The 17,704-nt window shown below is 66.7% G+C and carries 15 protein-coding genes, 2 pseudogenes and 1 riboswitch; of the genes and pseudogenes, 7 read left to right on the forward strand and 10 right to left on the reverse strand.

Annotation, left to right across the window (positions count from 1 at the left end; translation table 11 throughout):
• Positions 1 to 22: 22 nt before the first annotated feature.
• Complete coding sequence (locus IP89_RS17790; protein WP_043310994.1) at positions 23 to 577, forward strand: cytochrome b; 555 nt, start codon at positions 23 to 25, stop codon at positions 575 to 577.
• Positions 578 to 595: 18 nt separating this feature from the next.
• Entirely contained in the window at positions 596 to 1,171 is a 576-nt protein-coding gene (locus IP89_RS17795; RefSeq protein WP_043310995.1) for a YceI family protein, read from the forward strand.
• Between the two features lie 109 nt (positions 1,172 to 1,280).
• Here IP89_RS17795 and IP89_RS17800 read toward each other — a convergent pair whose 3' ends face one another.
• The 5 genes from IP89_RS17800 to ahcY form a co-directional block, all read right to left on the reverse strand.
• Complete coding sequence (locus IP89_RS17800; protein WP_043310996.1) at positions 1,281 to 3,191, reverse strand: DEAD/DEAH box helicase; 1,911 nt, start codon at positions 3,189 to 3,191, stop codon at positions 1,281 to 1,283.
• A 200-nt stretch (positions 3,192 to 3,391) separates the two neighbouring features.
• Positions 3,392 to 4,159 (reverse strand): ABC transporter substrate-binding protein, encoded by a 768-nt coding sequence (locus IP89_RS17805; protein WP_043310997.1) that lies wholly within the window; start codon positions 4,157 to 4,159, stop codon positions 3,392 to 3,394.
• 63 nt (positions 4,160 to 4,222) lie between these two features.
• Positions 4,223 to 5,599, reverse strand: a complete 1,377-nt coding sequence (gene ppnN / locus IP89_RS17810) for a nucleotide 5'-monophosphate nucleosidase PpnN (protein ID WP_043310998.1) — start codon at positions 5,597 to 5,599, stop codon at positions 4,223 to 4,225.
• Between the two features lie 108 nt (positions 5,600 to 5,707).
• Complete coding sequence (metF, locus tag IP89_RS17815; protein WP_043310999.1) at positions 5,708 to 6,553, reverse strand: methylenetetrahydrofolate reductase [NAD(P)H]; 846 nt, start codon at positions 6,551 to 6,553, stop codon at positions 5,708 to 5,710.
• Positions 6,554 to 6,613: 60 nt separating this feature from the next.
• Positions 6,614 to 8,002: an adenosylhomocysteinase gene (gene ahcY / locus IP89_RS17820; RefSeq protein ID WP_225580200.1), complete on the reverse strand. Its 1,389-nt coding sequence runs from the start codon at positions 8,000 to 8,002 to the stop codon at positions 6,614 to 6,616.
• Positions 8,003 to 8,025: 23 nt separating this feature from the next.
• Positions 8,026 to 8,177, reverse strand: a riboswitch (S-adenosyl-L-homocysteine riboswitch).
• Positions 8,178 to 8,548: 371 nt separating this feature from the next.
• Between ahcY and IP89_RS23970 the strand changes: the two are divergent.
• The 4 genes and pseudogenes from IP89_RS23970 to IP89_RS17835 all read left to right on the forward strand — a co-directional run.
• Positions 8,549 to 9,145, forward strand: a pseudogene (locus IP89_RS23970) (type IV pili methyl-accepting chemotaxis transducer N-terminal domain-containing protein); the annotation flags it as partial.
• A 261-nt stretch (positions 9,146 to 9,406) separates the two neighbouring features.
• Positions 9,407 to 10,003 (forward strand): annotated as a pseudogene (locus IP89_RS23975) (methyl-accepting chemotaxis protein); the annotation flags it as partial.
• 97 nt (positions 10,004 to 10,100) lie between these two features.
• Positions 10,101 to 10,505, forward strand: a complete 405-nt coding sequence (locus IP89_RS17830) for an acyl-CoA thioesterase (protein ID WP_043311002.1) — start codon at positions 10,101 to 10,103, stop codon at positions 10,503 to 10,505.
• A gap of 65 nt (positions 10,506 to 10,570) precedes the next feature.
• Positions 10,571 to 11,020 carry a cytochrome c gene (locus tag IP89_RS17835; protein WP_081963296.1) on the forward strand — a complete coding sequence of 150 codons (450 nt, stop codon included), beginning with the start codon at positions 10,571 to 10,573 and terminating at the stop codon, positions 11,018 to 11,020.
• A 7-nt stretch (positions 11,021 to 11,027) separates the two neighbouring features.
• Here the strand turns inward: IP89_RS17835 and ligB are convergent, their stop codons facing one another.
• From ligB to IP89_RS17860, 5 genes are all read right to left on the reverse strand, one after another.
• On the reverse strand, positions 11,028 to 12,686 hold the full coding sequence (ligB, locus tag IP89_RS17840) for an NAD-dependent DNA ligase LigB (RefSeq protein WP_043311004.1): 1,659 nt from the start codon (positions 12,684 to 12,686) through the stop codon (positions 11,028 to 11,030).
• Between the two features lie 64 nt (positions 12,687 to 12,750).
• Entirely contained in the window at positions 12,751 to 13,143 is a 393-nt protein-coding gene (locus tag IP89_RS17845) for a DUF1090 domain-containing protein (RefSeq protein WP_043311005.1), read from the reverse strand.
• Between the two features lie 131 nt (positions 13,144 to 13,274).
• Positions 13,275 to 14,465 carry a methionine adenosyltransferase gene (metK, locus tag IP89_RS17850; protein WP_043311006.1) on the reverse strand — a complete coding sequence of 397 codons (1,191 nt, stop codon included), beginning with the start codon at positions 14,463 to 14,465 and terminating at the stop codon, positions 13,275 to 13,277.
• Between the two features lie 13 nt (positions 14,466 to 14,478).
• Positions 14,479 to 15,474: a metalloregulator ArsR/SmtB family transcription factor gene (locus IP89_RS17855; protein ID WP_043311007.1), complete on the reverse strand. Its 996-nt coding sequence runs from the start codon at positions 15,472 to 15,474 to the stop codon at positions 14,479 to 14,481.
• Between the two features lie 46 nt (positions 15,475 to 15,520).
• Positions 15,521 to 16,411, reverse strand: a complete 891-nt coding sequence (locus tag IP89_RS17860) for a LysR family transcriptional regulator (RefSeq protein ID WP_043311008.1) — start codon at positions 16,409 to 16,411, stop codon at positions 15,521 to 15,523.
• Between the two features lie 110 nt (positions 16,412 to 16,521).
• Between IP89_RS17860 and IP89_RS17865 the strand changes: the two genes are divergently transcribed.
• Positions 16,522 to 17,670 carry a TDT family transporter gene (locus tag IP89_RS17865; protein WP_043311009.1) on the forward strand — a complete coding sequence of 383 codons (1,149 nt, stop codon included), beginning with the start codon at positions 16,522 to 16,524 and terminating at the stop codon, positions 17,668 to 17,670.
• The last annotated feature ends 34 nt before the right edge of the window (positions 17,671 to 17,704 follow it).

Below are 17,704 nucleotides of genomic sequence, written 5' to 3' on the forward strand. Positions count from 1 at the left end.
TCAGTCATTCGGACGCTTTCTTATGCAGTGGCGCAATTCGAATTCCACCTACGGCCTGGTCAGCATCGCGCTGCACTGGCTGGTGGCCCTGGCGGTGTTCGGTCTGTTCGGCCTGGGCCTGTGGATGGTCGGCCTGGACTACTACAGCAGCTGGTATCGCACCGCGCCGGACCTGCACAAGAGCATCGGCATCACCCTGTTCGTGGTCATGCTCGGCCGCCTGGCCTGGCGCTTCCTCAGCCCGCCGCCGCCGGCACCCAGCAGCCACGGTGCTGCCACGCGCCTGGCGTCCAAGGCCGGCCACGCCTTCCTCTATTTCGCCCTGTTCGCCCTGATGCTCAGTGGTTACCTGATTTCCACCGCTGATGACCGCGGCATCGCCGTGTTCGGCTTGTTCGAGGTGCCGGCCACGCTGACCAGCATTCCGGATCAGGCCGATGTCGCCGGCCTGATCCACGAATACCTCGCCTGGGCCCTGGTGATCTTCGCCGGCCTGCATGCCCTGGCGGCGCTCAAGCACCATTTCATTGACCGTGACGCCACCCTGGTGCGCATGTTCGGTCGCACCGGCAAGTAACCCACAAGGAGACTGTTAATGTTCAAGAAATCCCTCGCCGCCCTGACCCTGGGTGCAGCACTGTTCGCCGGCCAAGCCATGGCTGCCGACTACGCCATCGACAAGCAGGGCCAGCACGCCTTCATCAACTTCAAGATCAGCCACCTGGGCTACAGCTGGCTGTACGGCACCTTCAAGGACTTTGACGGCAGCTTCAGCTTCGACGCCAAGGCGCCGGAAGCGAGCAAGGTCAAGGTGACCATCAACACCGCCAGCGTCGACTCCAACCACGCCGAGCGTGACAAGCACCTGCGCAGCGGCGACTTCCTCAACGTCGACAAGAACCCGACCGCGACCTTCGAGTCCACCTCGGTCAAGAGCACCGGCGAAGGCACTGCCGACATCACCGGTAACCTGACCCTCAACGGCGTGACCAAGCCGGTGGTGATCGCCGCTAAGTTCCTCGGCGAGGGCAGCGACCCGTGGGGCGGCTACCGCGCCGGCTTCGAGGGCAGCACCAAACTGAAACTGAAGGACTTCGACATCCAGAAGGACCTCGGCCCGGCTTCCCAGGAAGTGGAGCTGATCCTCTCCGTCGAAGGCGTTCGCCAATAAGACGGATTGGCTGCGCAGTAGCCTCGCGGCCGCTGCGCACTATCCTCGCCACCTTTCTGGTGGCACAAAAAAGCCGGCCCTGGGGCCGGCTTTTTCATGGCGCGGAGAATTACTCCGCGGCTTCGCTCTTGCGGGTCAGCAGCGCCGGCTTCTCGCCGCGCGGACGGCTGTCCTGCAGGCTTTCCAGCTGCTCCAGCGTCGGCAGGCGCTCACCCTTGCGGATGATCAGCGGCTGCTTGGCTGCGCGACTGTCCTGCACCGCCGGCTCCGGACGCTCGTAACGCGACTCGTCGCGACGACCGCCGCCATTGCTGCGCTGGCCGCCCTGGCCACCGCGACCGCGGTTCTGGCCCTGGCCTTGACCTTGACGCTGGCCGCCCTGGCCCTGCTTCTGGCCACCTTGGCGCTGACCTTGGCCTTGGCCGCCCTGACGCTGGCCCTGACCACCTTGGCGCTGACCGCCACCTTGGCCACGACCCTGGCCGCCTTGGCCCTGACCTTGACCCTGGCCACCGCGGCGCTGGTTGCGACCGGGCGCCTTGGGCGGGTTGGGGCTGACGTAGTCGGCGCGGTTGCCGAAGTTGTCGAAGTCGTCGTCGAGGAATTCCTCGGGATCGCGCTCCGCCGGCATGGCCTGTGGCGACGCCGGGCGGTTGGCCTGGCGCTGCTGGTTCTGCTGCGGTTGCTGGCCCTGGCCGGCTTCGCCGTCACCCTTGCCCTTGCCGCGGCGACGTTTGCGCTTCTTGCCTTGACCCTCACCAGCTTCGCCGGCGGCCTTGGGTTCGTGCTTGGGCTCGTGGCGCGGCTTGTCGGCGCGCGGCTGGCGCTCCGGACGCGGGCCACGGGCTTCCGGCTTCTCCACCTCGACGCCGGCCGGGTCGAAGCCCTGCATGTCGCCGGCAGGAATCTGCTGCTTGGTCATGCGCTCGATGGCCTTGAGCAGCTTCTCTTCGTCCGGCGCTACCAGCGAGATGGCTTCGCCGCTACGGCCGGCACGGCCGGTACGGCCGATGCGGTGCACGTAGTCTTCCTCGACGTTGGGCAGCTCGTAGTTGACCACGTGCGGCAGTTGGTCGATGTCCAGACCACGGGCGGCGATGTCGGTGGCGACCAGGATGCGCACCTGGTTGGCCTTGAAGTCGGCCAGGGCCTTGGTGCGCGCGTTCTGGCTCTTGTTGCCGTGGATCGCGGCGGCCGGCAGACCGTGCTTGTCCAGGTACTCGGCCAGGCGGTTGGCGCCGTGCTTGGTACGGGTGAACACCAGCACCTGTTCCCAGGCACCGAGGGTGATCAGGTGCGCCAGCAGGGCGCGCTTGTGCGTGGCCGGGATGCGGAACACGCGCTGCTCGATGCGCTCGACCGTGGTGTTCGGCGGCGTCACCTCGATGCGCTCGGGATCGTGCAGCAGCTTGTTGGCCAGGGCGATGATGTCCTTGGAGAAGGTCGCCGAGAACAGCAGGTTCTGGCGCTGCGCCGGCAGGCGCGCGAGGACCTTCTTCACATCGTGGATGAAGCCCATGTCGAGCATGCGGTCGGCTTCGTCGAGGACCAGGATCTCCACGCGGGACAGGTCGACGCTGCCTTGGCCGGCCAGGTCGAGCAGGCGACCGGGGCAGGCGACCAGCAGGTCGACACCCTTGGCCAGGGCCTGGACCTGCGGGTTCATGCCGACACCACCGAAGATGCAGGCGCTGACCAGCGGCAGGTCGCGGGCGTAGATCTTGAAGCTGTCGTGGACCTGGGCGGCGAGCTCGCGAGTCGGGGTCAGCACCAGTACGCGCGGCTGTTTCGGGCCGTGGCGGTGTTCGCGGTCCGGATGGCCGCCCGGGAACAGGCGCTCCAGGATCGGCAGGGCGAAGCCTGCGGTTTTACCAGTACCCGTCTGGGCGGCGACCATCAGGTCGCGACCTTGCAGCACGGCGGGAACGGCCCGCTGCTGCACCGGAGTGGGCTGGGCGTAGCCGGCGGCCTCAACGGCGCCGGCCAATGCCTCGGAGAGACCGAGGGAAGCAAAGGACATGAGTCATCCTGTCAAAATTGGGGCGAAGGCCCGATGGGGAAGTTGCCTGGCTTGAATCGCTCTCGCTGAACGATCCCGTCCGGTACTGCTGGGCGATGGGTTGCCGAGCATCCGGGCGCAAGCCTGGCGGGTGTCCGGAGTATAACAGACCAATGTGGTTGCGCTGCTAGCTGCCCGTCGCCTGATTTGCGTGACCTGGATCAGTCCTTGGCGGCGATCGGTGCGTCCGGCGGCTCGGCGTAGCGCGCCTGCAGCAGGGCGTGGCCGTCCTCCTGCTTGAAGCGGCGCAGCTCGGCGGCGAAGCGCGTGGCCAGCTTTTCCAGTTCGGGCGTGCGGCGCAGGGCCAGGTACAGACGGTCGGTGCCGAGGGCCTTGGGGTTGTAGCCGAGCTGGCGGCCGAGGTTCATCTGGCTGGCCAGATACAGGCCGGCGCGGCGGTCGTTGACCACCAGGTCGACGCGCTGGCGCACCAGCTTGCCGAGGTTGGCCTCGTGGCTCGGCGCCTCCTCGCGGCTGAACAGGCGCGAGTCGCGGAACGCCTTGTCGTTGTACCAGTAGCCTGGCGAGGTGCCGATCAGCAGGTCGCGCAGGTCCTCCAGCTTGCGATAGGGATAGGGGCGCTGGCGGGCGTAGAACAGTACGAACTCGACTTCCGACAGCGGCTCCTCGATGAACAGCATCTTCGGCTCGCGCTCGGGCAGGCGGAAGATATCGAGGATGCCGTCGGCGTGGCCCTGCTCGAAGGCCAGCAGGCAGCGCTTCCAGGGCAGGAACTGCCACTCGACCTCGACGCCCAGGCGGCGCAGCACCTCGGCGCTGATCTCGTAGTCGAGCCCGGTCGGCCGGCCGTTTTCCTCGTAGACGTAAGGTGCCCAGGCCTCGGTGACGATGCGCAACGGCTCGGCCCTCGCCGTCCAGGCGAGGGTGCAGAGCAGAATGGCAATTAGTTGGCGCTGGAATACTGGCATAAGGCCAGAGTAATGACTTTCGCCCTGGCTGAAAAGTAAGCAATAGGTCGAAGCTCGCTCGACTCAGTCGACCACCCGATAGCAGGGCACGTAGGCGCTGCCGCCCGGCAGTTTCATGCGGTGCTGTTCGACGAAGGCCTGCAGCAGTCGGTCCAGCGGGCGCATGATGCTCGGCTCGCCCTTGATCTCGTACGGGCCGTGTTCCTCGATCATGCGGATGCCGTGCGCCTTGACGTTGCCGGCGACGATGCCGGAGAAGGCGCGGCGCAGATTGGCGGCCAGTTCGTGCAGCGGCTGCTCGCGGGTCAGGTTGAGTGCGGCCATGCTGGCGTGGGTCGGCTCGAACGGGTGCTGGAAGCCCTCGTCGATCTTCAGCAGCCAGTTGAAGTGGAAGGCGTCGTTGCGCTCGCGGCGGAACTGCTCCACTTCCTTGATGCCGGCGGCCATGCGCCGGGCCACTTCGGCCGGGTCGTTGACGATCATCTGGTAGCGCTGCTGGGCGGTCCGGCCCAGGGTTGCGCCGATGAAATCGTGCAGCTGCTGCAGGTAGGGCTCGGCGCTGCGTGGCCCGGTGAGGATCACCGGGAAGGGCAGCTCGGCGTTCTCTGGGTGGGTGAGGATGCCGAGCAGGTAGAGGAATTCCTCCGCCGTGCCGACGCCGCCGGGGAAGATGATGATGCCGTGTCCGACGCGGACGAAGGCCTCCAGGCGCTTCTCGATGTCCGGCAGGATCACCAGTTCGTTGACGATCGGGTTGGGCGCCTCGGCAGCGATGATGCCTGGCTCGGTCAGGCCCAGGTAACGCGCGCCGACGATGCGCTGCTTGGCGTGGGCGATGGTGGCGCCCTTCATCGGCCCCTTCATCACGCCCGGGCCGCAACCGGTGCAGACGTCCAGGCGACGCAGGCCGAGCTCGTGGCCGACCTTCTTGGTGTACTTGTATTCCTCGGTGCTGATCGAGTGGCCGCCCCAGCACACCACCATCCGCGGCTCGACGCCGGCGCGTAGGGTGCGGGCGTTGCGCAGCAGGTGGAAGACGTAGTCGGTGATGCCCTGCGAGCTGTCGAAATCTATGCGCTGGTTTTCCAGCTCGCTCTGCGTATAGACGATGTCGCGCAGGGCGCTGAACAGCATCTCGCGGGTGCTGGCGATCATCTCGCCATCGACGAAGGCGTCGGCCGGGGCGTTGCGCAGTTCCAGGCGGATGCCGCGATCCTGCTGGTGAATCAGCACTTCGAAGTCCGGGTAGGCCTCGAGAATGGTCTTGGCGTTATCGCTGTGCGAGCCGGTGTTGAGGATCGCCAATGCGCATTGGCGGAACAGCGCGTAGATGCTGCCGGAGCCGGTCTCGCGCAGCTGCTGCACTTCACGCTGGGAAAGGGTTTCCAGGCTGCCCTTGGGGCTGACCGAGGCATTGATCTTGTTGCGTACCAGATTCATCGAGGCTTCCGTGTCGGACGCGCGCCCGCGTCGGAATGGCGGCGCGCAGGGTGTGTCTGGTATGAGATCGCGCCGCCGTCGCGAAGTTGCTCCGGCGGCGCGCTCGCCTCAGCGGGGGAGCTTGAGGTTGTTCCAGATCGCCAGGCTGGCATCGGCCTGGTTGAGAGTATAGAAGTGCAGGCCCGGGGCGCCGCCTTGCAGCAGACGCTCGCACATCTCGCTCACCACTTGCTCGCCGAAGGCCTGGATGCTCTCCAGGTCGTCGCCGTAGGCTTCCAGCTGCTTGCGCACCCAGCGCGGGATTTCCGCGCCGCAGGCGTCGGAGAAGCGCGCCAGCTTGCTGTAGTTGGTGATCGGCATGATGCCCGGCACGATCGGCAGGTCCACGCCCAGCTTGCGTACGCGCTCGACGAAGTAGAAGTAGCAGTCGGCGCTGAAGAAGTACTGGGTGATGGCGCTGTTGGCGCCAGCCTGGCACTTGCGCACGAAGTTCTGCAGATCGTCTTCGTAGCTGCGGGCTTGCGGGTGCACTTCCGGGTAGGCCGCCACTTCGATATGGAAGTGGTCGCCGGTCTCGCTGCGGATGAACTCCACCAGCTCGTTGGCGTAACGCAGCTCGCCGCTGGCCATGCCCATGCCGGACGGCAGGTCGCCGCGCAGGGCGACGATGCGTTTGATGCCGGAATTCTTGTACTGGCTGAGCAGGCTGCGCAGCTCGTCCTTGCTGTCACCGACGCAGGACAGGTGCGGCGCGGTCGGCACGCCGACATCGCCATCCAGCTGCAGCACGGTGTTGAGGGTGCGGTCGCGAGTGGAGCCACCGGCGCCGTAGGTGCAGGAGAAGAAGTCCGGGTTGTAACCGGCCAGCTGGCGGGCCACGCCCATCAGCTTCTCGTGACCGGCCTCGGTCTTGGTGGGGAAGAACTCGAAACTGTAACGACGTTCTTGCGACATAAATCTGGTCCTTGCAGACGCGCAGAAGGCGGGGCGTTGCCGCCCCGCCTTCCCGGTGCATCAGTAGCGGTAGGTGTCCGGCTTGAACGGGCCGGCAACGGTAACGCCGATGTAGTCGGCCTGCTGCTTGGTCAGCTGGGTGACGACGCCACCGAAGCCTTTGACCATCTCCAGCGCCACTTCCTCGTCGAGCTTCTTCGGCAGCACTTCCACGGTCAGGCGCTCGGCTTTCTTCTCGGCGGAGAGGTCGGCGAACTTCTGCTCGAACAGGAAGATCTGCGCCAGAACCTGGTTGGCGAAGGAGCCGTCCATGATGCGGCTCGGGTGGCCGGTGGCGTTGCCCAGGTTCACCAGGCGGCCTTCAGCCAGCAGGATCAGGTAGTCGTCGTTGGCCGGATCGAAGCTGCCAGCGCCGGTGCGGTGGATCTTGTGCACCTGCGGCTTGACCTCTTCCCACGCCCAGTTCTTGCGCATGAAGGCGGTGTCGATCTCGTTGTCGAAGTGGCCGATGTTGCACACCACGGCGCGCTTCTTCAGCGCTTTGAGCATGCCGGCGTCGCAGACGTTGACGTTACCGGTGGTGGTGACGATCAGGTCGATCTTGCCCAGCAGGGCGGCGTCGACGCTGGCTTCGCTACCGTCGTTGAGGCCGTTCTTGTACGGGGAAACCAGCTCGAAGCCGTCCATGCAGGCTTGCATGGCGCAGATCGGGTCGATCTCGGATACTTTAACGATCATGCCTTCCTGACGCAGGGACTGCGCCGAGCCCTTGCCCACGTCGCCGTAACCGATGACTAGGGCCTGCTTGCCCGACAGCAGGTGGTCGGTGCCGCGCTTGATGGCGTCGTTGAGGCTGTGACGGCAGCCGTACTTGTTGTCGTTCTTGCTCTTGGTGACGGCGTCGTTGACGTTGATCGCCGGGACTTTCAGGGTGCCGGCCTTGAGCATGTCGAGCAGGCGGTGCACACCGGTGGTGGTCTCTTCGGTCACGCCGTGGATGCGCTCGAGCATCTGCGGGTATTTCTTGTGCAGGATCTCGGTCAGGTCACCGCCGTCGTCCAGCACCATGTTGGCGTCCCACGGCTGGCCATCCTTGAGGATGGTCTGCTCGATGCACCACTCGTACTCCTGCTCGGTTTCGCCCTTCCAGGCGAATACCGGGATGCCGGCGGCGGCGATGGCGGCAGCGGCTTGGTCCTGGGTGGAGAAGATGTTGCAGGACGACCAGCGCACTTCGGCGCCCAGCGCGGTGAGGGTCTCGATCAGCACGCCGGTCTGGATGGTCATGTGGATGCAGCCGATGATCTTGGCGCCTTTCAGCGGTTGTTCACCGGCGTACTTGCGGCGCAGGCCCATCAGTGCCGGCATTTCCGACTCGGCGATGATCAGCTCTTTGCGGCCCCACTCGGCCAGGGAAATGTCGGCGACTTTGAAATCATTGAAAGCCATGCAATAGCACTCCATTCGTTGTCTGCGAATGGGCGCCGTTGATGCGTATGGTTAACGCCCCATCCGAGCCTGACAGACTGAGTGTCCGGTTCGAGTCCGCCGCGGAGCATTGCTGGAATGCGGGGCTGGGGATTCGAAACAGATATTTCAGGCTGCTGCAGCGCCCCTCGGACAGGTGGCGGGCACGACCGGGCGGAGCCGATCGCGTGAAGCCCGGCGATTATAGCCAGCCAGACGGCTCAGCCCAAGGTCTTCCGTCGTCACGTGATGGGGCGCAGTGGCGGCGCGGCGCACTCGGTTGGTGCGAAATCCGGCGGATGGCCGCCCGCCAGGGCCGCTGGCGCTGGCCATGATCTTGCTTGCCGCAGGTATTGGCCGCCGGTTTGGCGACCGTTCTGCCCCGGAGTCACCGCCATGTCGCCCACCCGCTTTTTCGACAATCTGCTGCGCCTGCTCGGCATGCGCACCCTCAACCAGCAGTTCCTGTTCTCCTACGCGCTGATGTTCGTGCTCGCGGTCACCGCCTCGGTGGCGCTGTACCTGAGCATGTCGGTGTCGCCGGAGACCATCAACGTGGCCGGCGCCCAGCGCATGCTCAGCCAGAAGATGACCAAGGAAGCACTGCTGCTGCGCCAGGGCGCCAGTGAGCGCAAGACGCTGGAGGCGACCATCGCCCAGTTCGACCAGGCCCACCGTGACCTGTTGGCCGGCAACCCGGCACGCAACATCAGCGTGATCCGCTCGCCGCAGATCCAGGCGCAGATGGCCAAGGTCGGCCAGCTGTGGAGCGCCTTCCGCCCACGCCTGGAGCAGGTGGCAGGCGGTGGCGAGGCCGACCTGGGCGCGCTGGAGGCAGCCTCGCTGACTCTGCTCAAAGAGATGAACCAGGCAGTGGGGCTGATGGCTGCGCATGCCGAGAGTTCGCAGCGCCGGCAGATGTGGTTGGCCTTCGCCTGCGTGCTGGGCATCCTGGCCCTGGTGGTGCTCGGTCGGCAGTTCGGCCTCAGCCCGCTGATGCGTGATCTGCGCGCGGTGGAGGGCGCGCTGACCAAGGTCGGCGCCGGCGATTTCACCAGCGCCCTGCAGGGTGGCCAGGCGGACAATGAGATCGGCCGCATCTTCGCTGGCTACAACCGCATGCAGGAGCAGGTGCGCGCGCTGCTGGCACAGGTCAAGGACAGCGGCGAGCGCACCCGTCGCCACGTCGACCAAGCGGCCAGCGCCGCCGGTGCGGCGGGCGAGGATGTGCGCCAGCAGCACGAGGACCTGGATCAGGTGGCCACGGCGATGAACGAGATGAGCGCCACCGTGGCCGAGGTCGCCCGCCATGCGGTGGGCGCCGCCGACTCGGCGCGCGGTGCCGATGGCCATGCCCGCTCTGGCCAGCAGGCGGTACGCCGCAGCGCCGAGCTGATCGAGGCGCTGACCGGCCAGCTGCAGCACAGTGGGCGCCAGGTCGAGCAGCTGGAGGCAGAGACTGCTGGCGTCGGCCAGGTGCTGGAGGTGATCACCGGCATCGCCCAGCAGACCAACCTGCTGGCGCTCAACGCAGCCATCGAGGCGGCGCGGGCCGGCGAGGCCGGGCGCGGTTTCGCCGTGGTCGCCGATGAGGTGCGCACCCTGGCCAGCCGCACCCAACAGAGCACCGGCGAGATCCAGGCGATGATCCAGCGCCTGCAGGACGGCGCGCGTCAGGCTGTGCTGGCGATGCAGCAGAGCGAAGGCATGGCGCGGCAGAACCTGGAGCACATCGGCGAGGCCACGGCAGTGCTCGGGCATATCGTCGGCGCGGTGGACAGCATCAACGCGATGAACGCGCAGATCGCCACCGCCGCCGAGCAGCAGAGCCAGGTGGCAGCGGAGATCGACCAGCGCATCGTGCACATCTCCGGCCTGGCCGAGCGCAGCCACGGCGATGCCGACCGGGTGGTGGAGGCCAGTTCGGAGATTCAGGCCGAGGTGCGCCGGCTCAATGAGCAGCTCGGCCGCTTCCGCACCTGAAGGGCTATCGGTCCGATTGAAAACCTTGCCGGGACAACGGCGCCGCTGCGGTTCATCCTGTCGCTCAAAACTGACCGACTAGACAGGAGAAGTGGCGATGAAATTCCACACGCGCAAATGGGTCAAGCCCGAAGACCTCAACCCCAACGGCACCTTGTTCGGCGGCAGCCTGCTGAAGTGGATCGACGAGGAGGCGGCGATCTACGCCATCATCCAGCTCGACAGCCAGAAGGTGGTGACCAAGCTGATCTCCGAGATCAACTTCGTCAGCTCGGCGCGCCAGGGCGACATCATCGAACTGGGCATCACCGCCACCGAGTTCGGCCGTTCGTCGCTGACCCTGCGTTGCGAAGTGCGCAACAAGATCACCCGCAAGAGCATCCTGACCATCGACCGCCTGGTGTTCGTCAACCTCGGCGAGGATGGCCTGCCGGCGCCGCACGGCAAGACCGAGATCAGCTACATCCGCGACCGCTTCAAGGAAGAGCCTGCGACAGCCTAGCGCTTGGCGGGAGGGCGGAGAGTGGCAATACTGTCGCCCCTTCCGCCCCTCACCGGCTGTAGATGATGAAGTCCAAACTGCTCCTGGCCCTGCTGGCCTGCACCCTGATCGCCGGCTGCGACCGGGTCGACCCCAACTCGCCGCTGGGCAAGCGCCAGGCTCTGTTCAAGGACATGCTGCGCAGCAGCGAGGACCTGGGTGGCATGCTGCGTGGGCGCCTGTCGTTCAACGAACAGCGCTTTGCCGAGGGTGCGGTGCGCCTCGACGAGCTGTCGCGCCAGCCCTGGCAGTATTTCCCCCAGGTGCGCGAGAGCGGTGACGACAGCCATGCCCGCGACGAAGTCTGGCAGCGTCAGGAACGTTTCCAGCAACTGGCCAAGGAGCTGGAGGCAGCCACTGGCGAGCTGCGCACGGCAGCCCAGGCCAAGCCGCTGCAGCCCCAGGCGCTGAGTGCCCCGGTGGCCAAGGTCGAGGCGGCCTGCAAGGCCTGTCACGAAGAGTTCCGCATCTACTGACGCCGGCCTAGAAGCCCGCGACCCCAGCACGTTGCAGCTGCTCGCGCAGTTGCAGCACCTCCGGGTGGCGGAAGAAGGCGGCCAACTGAGTGGCGCGAGTCGCACCCACTCCGGCGTAGCCGTCCCAGTCGCCGGCACTGCGCGCTGCCAGCGTCTGCCAATCGCCCTGTAGCGGCGCTGAGCCGCTCGGCGGCAGGCCCAGCGCGACCAGCCATTGCGGAAACGACCGCTGGCGCGCGCCTGCGAAGCTCGCATGCAGGTTGGCGGCGCTGCGTGGGCCGAGGCCGGGCAGGGCGGCCAGTTCGCTTTCACGCAGCTCCAGCCAATCGAGCAGACCCTCCAGCTGCAGCTTGTCCCAGGTGCCGGCACCGACGCCGGACATGCCCAGGCCACGCTTGCCGCCCAGCCACTGCAGGCGCGCGGCGAACTGGCTCTCGCAGCCGGGCGTCGGTCGCCAGCAGCTCAGCGCGTGGTGTTGCGCCGGGTCCGGCACGCTTAGCTCGGGGCGCTGCTGGCTGCGCCAGACCACAGCATCGATGCGCGGGATGGTCAGGCCGGCGAGGGCGACCTGCACCTGATCGCCAGGGCGGATGTCGAGCTTCTGCCAGCGTTGCAGCGAGCCCAGGCCGACGCGTTGCACGCGGCGCCCGTCCAGCTCCACCGGCTGCAGTTGCAGCAGGGGCGTGATGCGCCCGGTGCGGCCGATGCGAAACTGCACGGCGCGCACCTCGGCCAGGGCCTGGCGCGGCGGATACTTCCAGGCCGCTGCCCAGCTCGGCGGCTCGGCTACCCAGCCAGCGCCGCTGGGGCGATGGCCCTGGCGTAAGACTACGCCATCGCTGGCGAAGGGCAGCGGCTGGCGATACCAGCGCTCGCGCCATTGGCGGGCTTCCTCTGGAGTGTGCAGTGGCAGGGTCAGCTCGGTGCTATCGACGAAGCCCAGCTCGCGCAGGCCCTGCAGGCGTTCTTCCATGCTCGCCGGGCCATTGGGCCAGTCCCAGACGAACAGGCCGATCTGCGCCGCTCGCGGCGCATCCAGCTCGCCACGGGCCATGGCGCCGGCGGCCAGGCCACGCAGGCCGTTACCACCGTCGCGCGCCTGCACATGGCTGGGCGTGCGCCAGTACAGCTCGCCCTGCAGAATCAACCCATCCGTGCGTGGCAGTTGCTGGGGAATGGCCTCGATCAGGCGGGCGCGGGCCGTCCAGTCCTGACCGCTGCGGCCGTCGCCACGGCTAATCGCCCGTTGCAGACGACCGTCGCGGTAGACCAGAGTGACGGCCACGCCGTCGACCTTGGGCTGGATCCACAGGTCGTCGCGGCCGGCCATCCAGGCGCTAACTGCCGCGGCGTCGCGCAGCTTGGCCAGGCCGGTCTGCGGCACGGGATGCTCGATGGGACCACCGGCGTCTCGCAGGGGCGCATCGCCTGGCCCGCTCGCTTGCGGGAAGCAGGTTTGCCACTGGGCCAGGCGGTAACGGCTCTGGTCATAGATTTCGTCGTCGACCAGGGCCTGGCCCTGTGTGTGGTAGGCACGGTCCCATTCGGCGAGGCGCCGTTCGAGGGCGGCGACTTCCTGTTGGGCGCGGGTGGCGGGCCAGTCGGGGCAGGGGGCTGCTTGCGCCGTGCAGGCGAGCAGGCCGAGTGAGGCGATCCAGCGGTACATGGCGAGCGTCCTTGCTCGTGGATGACCGGCAATAGCCTAGTCGAGCGGCAGCGCCGCGACGGAATCAGCGCTGTAGGGCTTCCTGCGCCTTGCGCAGCTCCTCGCGCGACTCGGCCAGCTTGGTGCGGCGCTTGTCGATCTTCTCCGCATCGCCCTTCTTCAGCGCTTTCTGCAGCTCGGCCTCGCGGGTGCGGACCTCGTGCTCGGCGTCCAGCACCTTCTCTTCGCGCGACTTGCGCAGCTGGCCGTCGTCGCAGTGTTCGCTGACCTGGCTCAGTGCCTCCTCGAGACCGGCCTGGCGATCGCGATTGCCTTGCGTCTTGGCTTCCTCGATCTGCTGCTGCAGGTGTTCGCGCTTGGCGGCGCAGCCAGTGGGCTCGTCGGCCATGGCCGGTAGCGTGATGAGGGCGGCGTAGCCGCTGAGCAGGATGGTGGCGAGCAGGTGCTGTTTGGGCATGGTGTACCTCCTTGGTTGCAGAGTGGACCGCTCCAGTTCCAGGAGGTTTGATGCTGGCATGAAACTCTAAACGCGGGACATAAAAAAACGCCGCCTGCCGGATGGGCAGGCGGCGTTCTTGTGACGCGATCTTACAGGCCGGCAGCGGCGCGCAGGTCGGCGACCTTGTCGGTCTTCTCCCAGGTGAAGGTGCTGAAGGTGTCGTTGCCGACAGTCTTCTGCTGCGGGGTGCGGCCGAAGTGACCGTAGGCCGCAGTGTCCTGGTACATCGGGTGCAGCAGGTCGAGCATCTTGGTGATGGCGTACGGACGCAGGTCGAACACTTCACGCACCAGCTTGATGATGTTGTCTTCGGCGATCTTGTGAGTGCCGAAGGTGTTGATCGAGATGGAGGTCGGCAGGGCCACGCCGATGGCGTAGGACACCTGGATCTCGCAGCGGTCGGCCAGGCCGGCGGCAACGATGTTCTTGGCGACATAACGGCCGGCGTAGGCAGCCGAACGGTCGACCTTGGATGGGTCCTTGCCGGAGAAAGCGCCGCCGCCGTGACGGGCCATGCCGCCGTAGGAGTCGACGATGATCTTGCGCCCGGTCAGGCCGCAGTCGCCCACTGGGCCGCCGATCACGAAGTTACCGGTCGGGTTGATGTGGAACTGGGTGTCCTTGTGCAGCAGCTCAGCCGGCAGCGCGTGCTTGATGATCAGCTCCATCACGCCTTCGCGCAGGTCGGCCAGCGACACTTCCGGGTTGTGCTGGGTGGACAGCACCACGGCGTCGATGCCGACTACCTTGCCGTTTTCGTACTGGCAGGTGACCTGGGATTTGGCGTCCGGGCGCAGCCAGGTCAGCAGACCGGATTTGCGCGCTTCGGCCTGGCGCTCGACCAGGGCGTGAGAGAAGCGGATCGGCGCCGGCATCAGCACGTCGGTTTCGTTGCTGGCGTAGCCGAACATCAGGCCCTGGTCGCCGGCACCCTGGTCTTCCGGCTTGGCGCGGTCGACACCCTGGTTGATGTCCGGGGACTGCTTGCCAATGATGTTCATCACGCCGCAGGTGGCGCCGTCGAAGCCGACGTCGGAGCTGGTGTAGCCGATGTCGCAGATCACGTCGCGGACGATCTGCTCGAGGTCGACCCAGGCGCTGGTGGTGACTTCGCCGGCGACGATGGCAACGCCGGTCTTGACCAGGGTCTCCACGGCCACGCGGGCGTGTTTGTCCTGGGCGATGATGGCGTCGAGGACGGCATCGGAAATCTGGTCGGCGATCTTGTCCGGGTGGCCTTCGGACACGGATTCGGAGGTAAACAGGGAGTATTCGCTCATTTCAAAATCCTATTCATTCCTGGGTTTGCTTCGCATCCGGCTTGGCGAAGTGCCGTACCTGAATCTGAAAGCCGTTCTTGAGGCCCACATAGAGGCTCTCGCCGGGCGTGAGCCCCGCGGCATCGGCCCAACGGGCCAGATCTTCCTGTTCGAAGCCAAGCCAGAGATCGCCGCAGGCCGTCCTGGCCCAACTCTGGTCATGGCTGCACAACTCGGTAATCAGCAGGCTGCCGCCGGTGTTCACCAGGCGGGCCAGCTGTTTCAGTGCCTCGGCCGGGGCGGCGAAATGGTGCAGCACCATGTTCACCACCACGCAGTCGGCGGCGCCGATCTCGTCATTCAGGGCATCGGCGAGCTGCAGCTCGACATTGCCCAGTTGTTCTTTATTACAGCGCTGGCGGGCCAGTTCGAGCATCGCCGTGCTGTTGTCCAGCGCCACCACCTTGCCGAAACGCCGGGCCAGCTCGGGCAGGAAGCCGCCATCGCCGGGGCCGACTTCCAGGGCCGTGGCGCCAGCGCTGAAGCCCAGGGCATCGAGCAGGGCCAGCACGCTGTCGCGGTATTGCGGCAGGCCGGCGATCAGATCCTGCTGGGCCTGGAACTTGTCCGCCGTCTTGGCGAAGAAGTCGCGGCTGGCGGCGGCGCGCTGGGCATGCACGGCGGCGATGCGCGCCTGCACGTCCTCCGGCAGCTGCAGTTCGTCGACTTCCGCCAGCAGCGCACCGTGCAGAGTGCCGCCGAGCAGCTCGCTGTGGGGCAGGGCGCGGCGATAGAAGATCGCATTGCCCTCGCGGCGGGTGGCCACCAGGCCGGCCTGGGCCAGGACCTTGAGGTGGTGGCTCATGCCCGACTGGCCGATGGCGAAGATCTGCGCCAGCTCCAGTACGCCGAACGAATCGTTGGCCAGCGCGCGCAGCACGTTCAGGCGCAGCGGGTCACCGCCGGCCTTGCACAGGGCGGCGAGTTCGTCGGCTGGCTCGAAATGGAGCTGGGGCGCGCGCAGGTTCATAGAGGCCGCAGTCTAGTCGTCCATTTTTCATCCAGCAACAGCAATATCAAAAAGTTTTGATATTGCCTTGCAGCAGCTGCAGGAACGCGGCCGGTGCCGGACTCAGGCGGCGGTCGTGGCGCCACAGTAGGTGTAGGTCGCGCTCGATCTGCAGGTCATGCACATCGAGGCGCACCAGGCGGCCGTCGCGCAGCTCGTCCTCGACCACCAGCTGCGACAGCCAGGCGATGCCGTTGCCGCCGGCGATCAGGCGCTTGAGCGTCTCGGTGCCGTTGATCGCCACGCTGGCGCGCGCCTGCAGGCCATGCGCGGCATAGGCCTGCTCGATGCTCAGGCGTGCGCCTGAGCCGGGCTCGCGCATATAGAGGTCGTGTGCTTGCAGGTCGGCGACGCTCAGCCCGCGGCGCCCGGCCAGCGGGTGAGCTGGGCCGACCACCGGCAGCAGCTGGTCGCGGGCCAACAGGTGGTGGGCGTAGTCGCCGGCGGGGAAGGGACCCTCGACCAGGCCCAGGCTGATCAGCGCGTCGTCCAGTTGCTGCAGCACCTCGCGGGTGTTGCTCACCTGCAGGCTGATGAAGATCCCCGGGTGCTCGGCGCGGAAGCGGTTGAGCAGTGGCGGCAGCCAGTAGGCGCCTAGGGTGGCGCTGGCGCCGAGCAGCAACTCGCCCTGGGCCAGGTCGGCGAGGTCGCGCAGGTCACGCTCGGCGGCCTGCTCCAGAGCGAAGATGCGCTCGGCGAACTGCAGCAGGCGCTGGCCACCCTCGGTCGGCTCGATACCGCGCGGATGGCGGTCGAACAGGGCCAGGCCGAGATTGCTCTCCAGCTCGCGAATCTCACGGGTCACCGCCGGCTGGCTGATATGCAGCGCCTCGGCGCCGCGGCTGATGCTGCCGGCGCGAGCAACGGCGAGGAAGACCTTGAGGTGATGCAGGTTCATGGAATCTACACATAAATAGAAGGCATGTATTGGATGCTGAATATGTATTTTTAATATGGCAAGTGTCTCTCTAGCCTTGGCACCTCCTGTAGTTGCCTTTCGTGAGTGTCATGCCGCGTCCTTTTACCCGTCTGCCCGAGCCTTGGGCCTTCGTCCGTCACTTCACACCCAACTGGTTCGCCATGACCATGGGCACCGGCGTGCTGGCCCTGGTGCTCGCCCACCTGCCCTGGACCCTGCCGGGGCAGATGGCCCTGGCCGAGGCGCTGTGGTTGTTCGGTGTGGTGTTGTTCACCCTGTTCAGCTTGCTGTTCCTCGCTCGCGTGCTGCTGCACCGCGACACCGTCTGGCCGATGCTGCTGCACCCGGTGCAGTCGATGTTCCTCGGCGCTATTCCCATGGGCCTGGCCATGCTGATTGGCGGGCTGGTGCAGTTCGGTCCGGCGCGCTGGGGCGAGGGCGTGTACCAGCTCGCCCATCTGCTCTGGTGGCTGGATGCGGCGCTGGCGCTGGCCAGCGCGCTGCTGGTGCCCTACCTGATGTTCACCCGGCAGAGCCATGCGCTGGAGAAGATGACCGCCGTGTGGCTGTTGCCGATCGTCGCGCCCGAGGTGGCGGCCGGCGCCGCCGGCGGCCTGGCGCCCTATCTCGACCCGGCTGCGGCGCGGCTGATGCTGGCGGTTGGTTTCGTGCTCTGGGGCATGTCGTTGACCCTGGCCTTCTCGCTGATCACCCTGGTGCTGCTGCGCCTGGCGCTGCACAAGCTGCCGGATACCGATTTCGCCGCCACCAGCTGGCTGCCGCTGGGGCCACTGGCCACCGGCTGCCTGGGCCTGCTGACCATGGGCCGTGATGCACCGGCAGCCTTCGCCGGCACGCCGCTGGCCGGCGCCGCCGAGGTGGCCAGCGGCCTGGGCCTGGTCGGCGGCCTGGCGTTGTGGGGCGCGGGACTGTGGTGGCTGGTCACGGCGATATTCTTCACCCGCCACTACATCCGCGACAACATGCCCTTCAACCTCGGCTGGTGGGGTTTCACCTTCCCGCTGGGCGTGTTCACCCTGGCCACCTTCGAGCTGGGTCGGCTGACCGAGCTGCGCTTCTTCGCCCTGGTCGGCCTGGTCCTGGCGGTGCAGCTGGCGGCCGTCTGGCTGCTGGTGCTGCAGCGCACCCTGCGCGGCGTATGGCATGGCGAGCTGTTCGAAGCGCCCTGTCTGAAGGGGCCGAACAGCCCGGCGCATGGGGTATTCGCGGCCGATTGACGGCGTTCGACCATCTGTCATTGCCCCGACGGCG

The sequence above is a fragment of the Pseudomonas sp. ML96 genome, assembly GCF_000761545.1.
In the GTDB taxonomy this organism is placed as follows: domain Bacteria; phylum Pseudomonadota; class Gammaproteobacteria; order Pseudomonadales; family Pseudomonadaceae; genus Aquipseudomonas.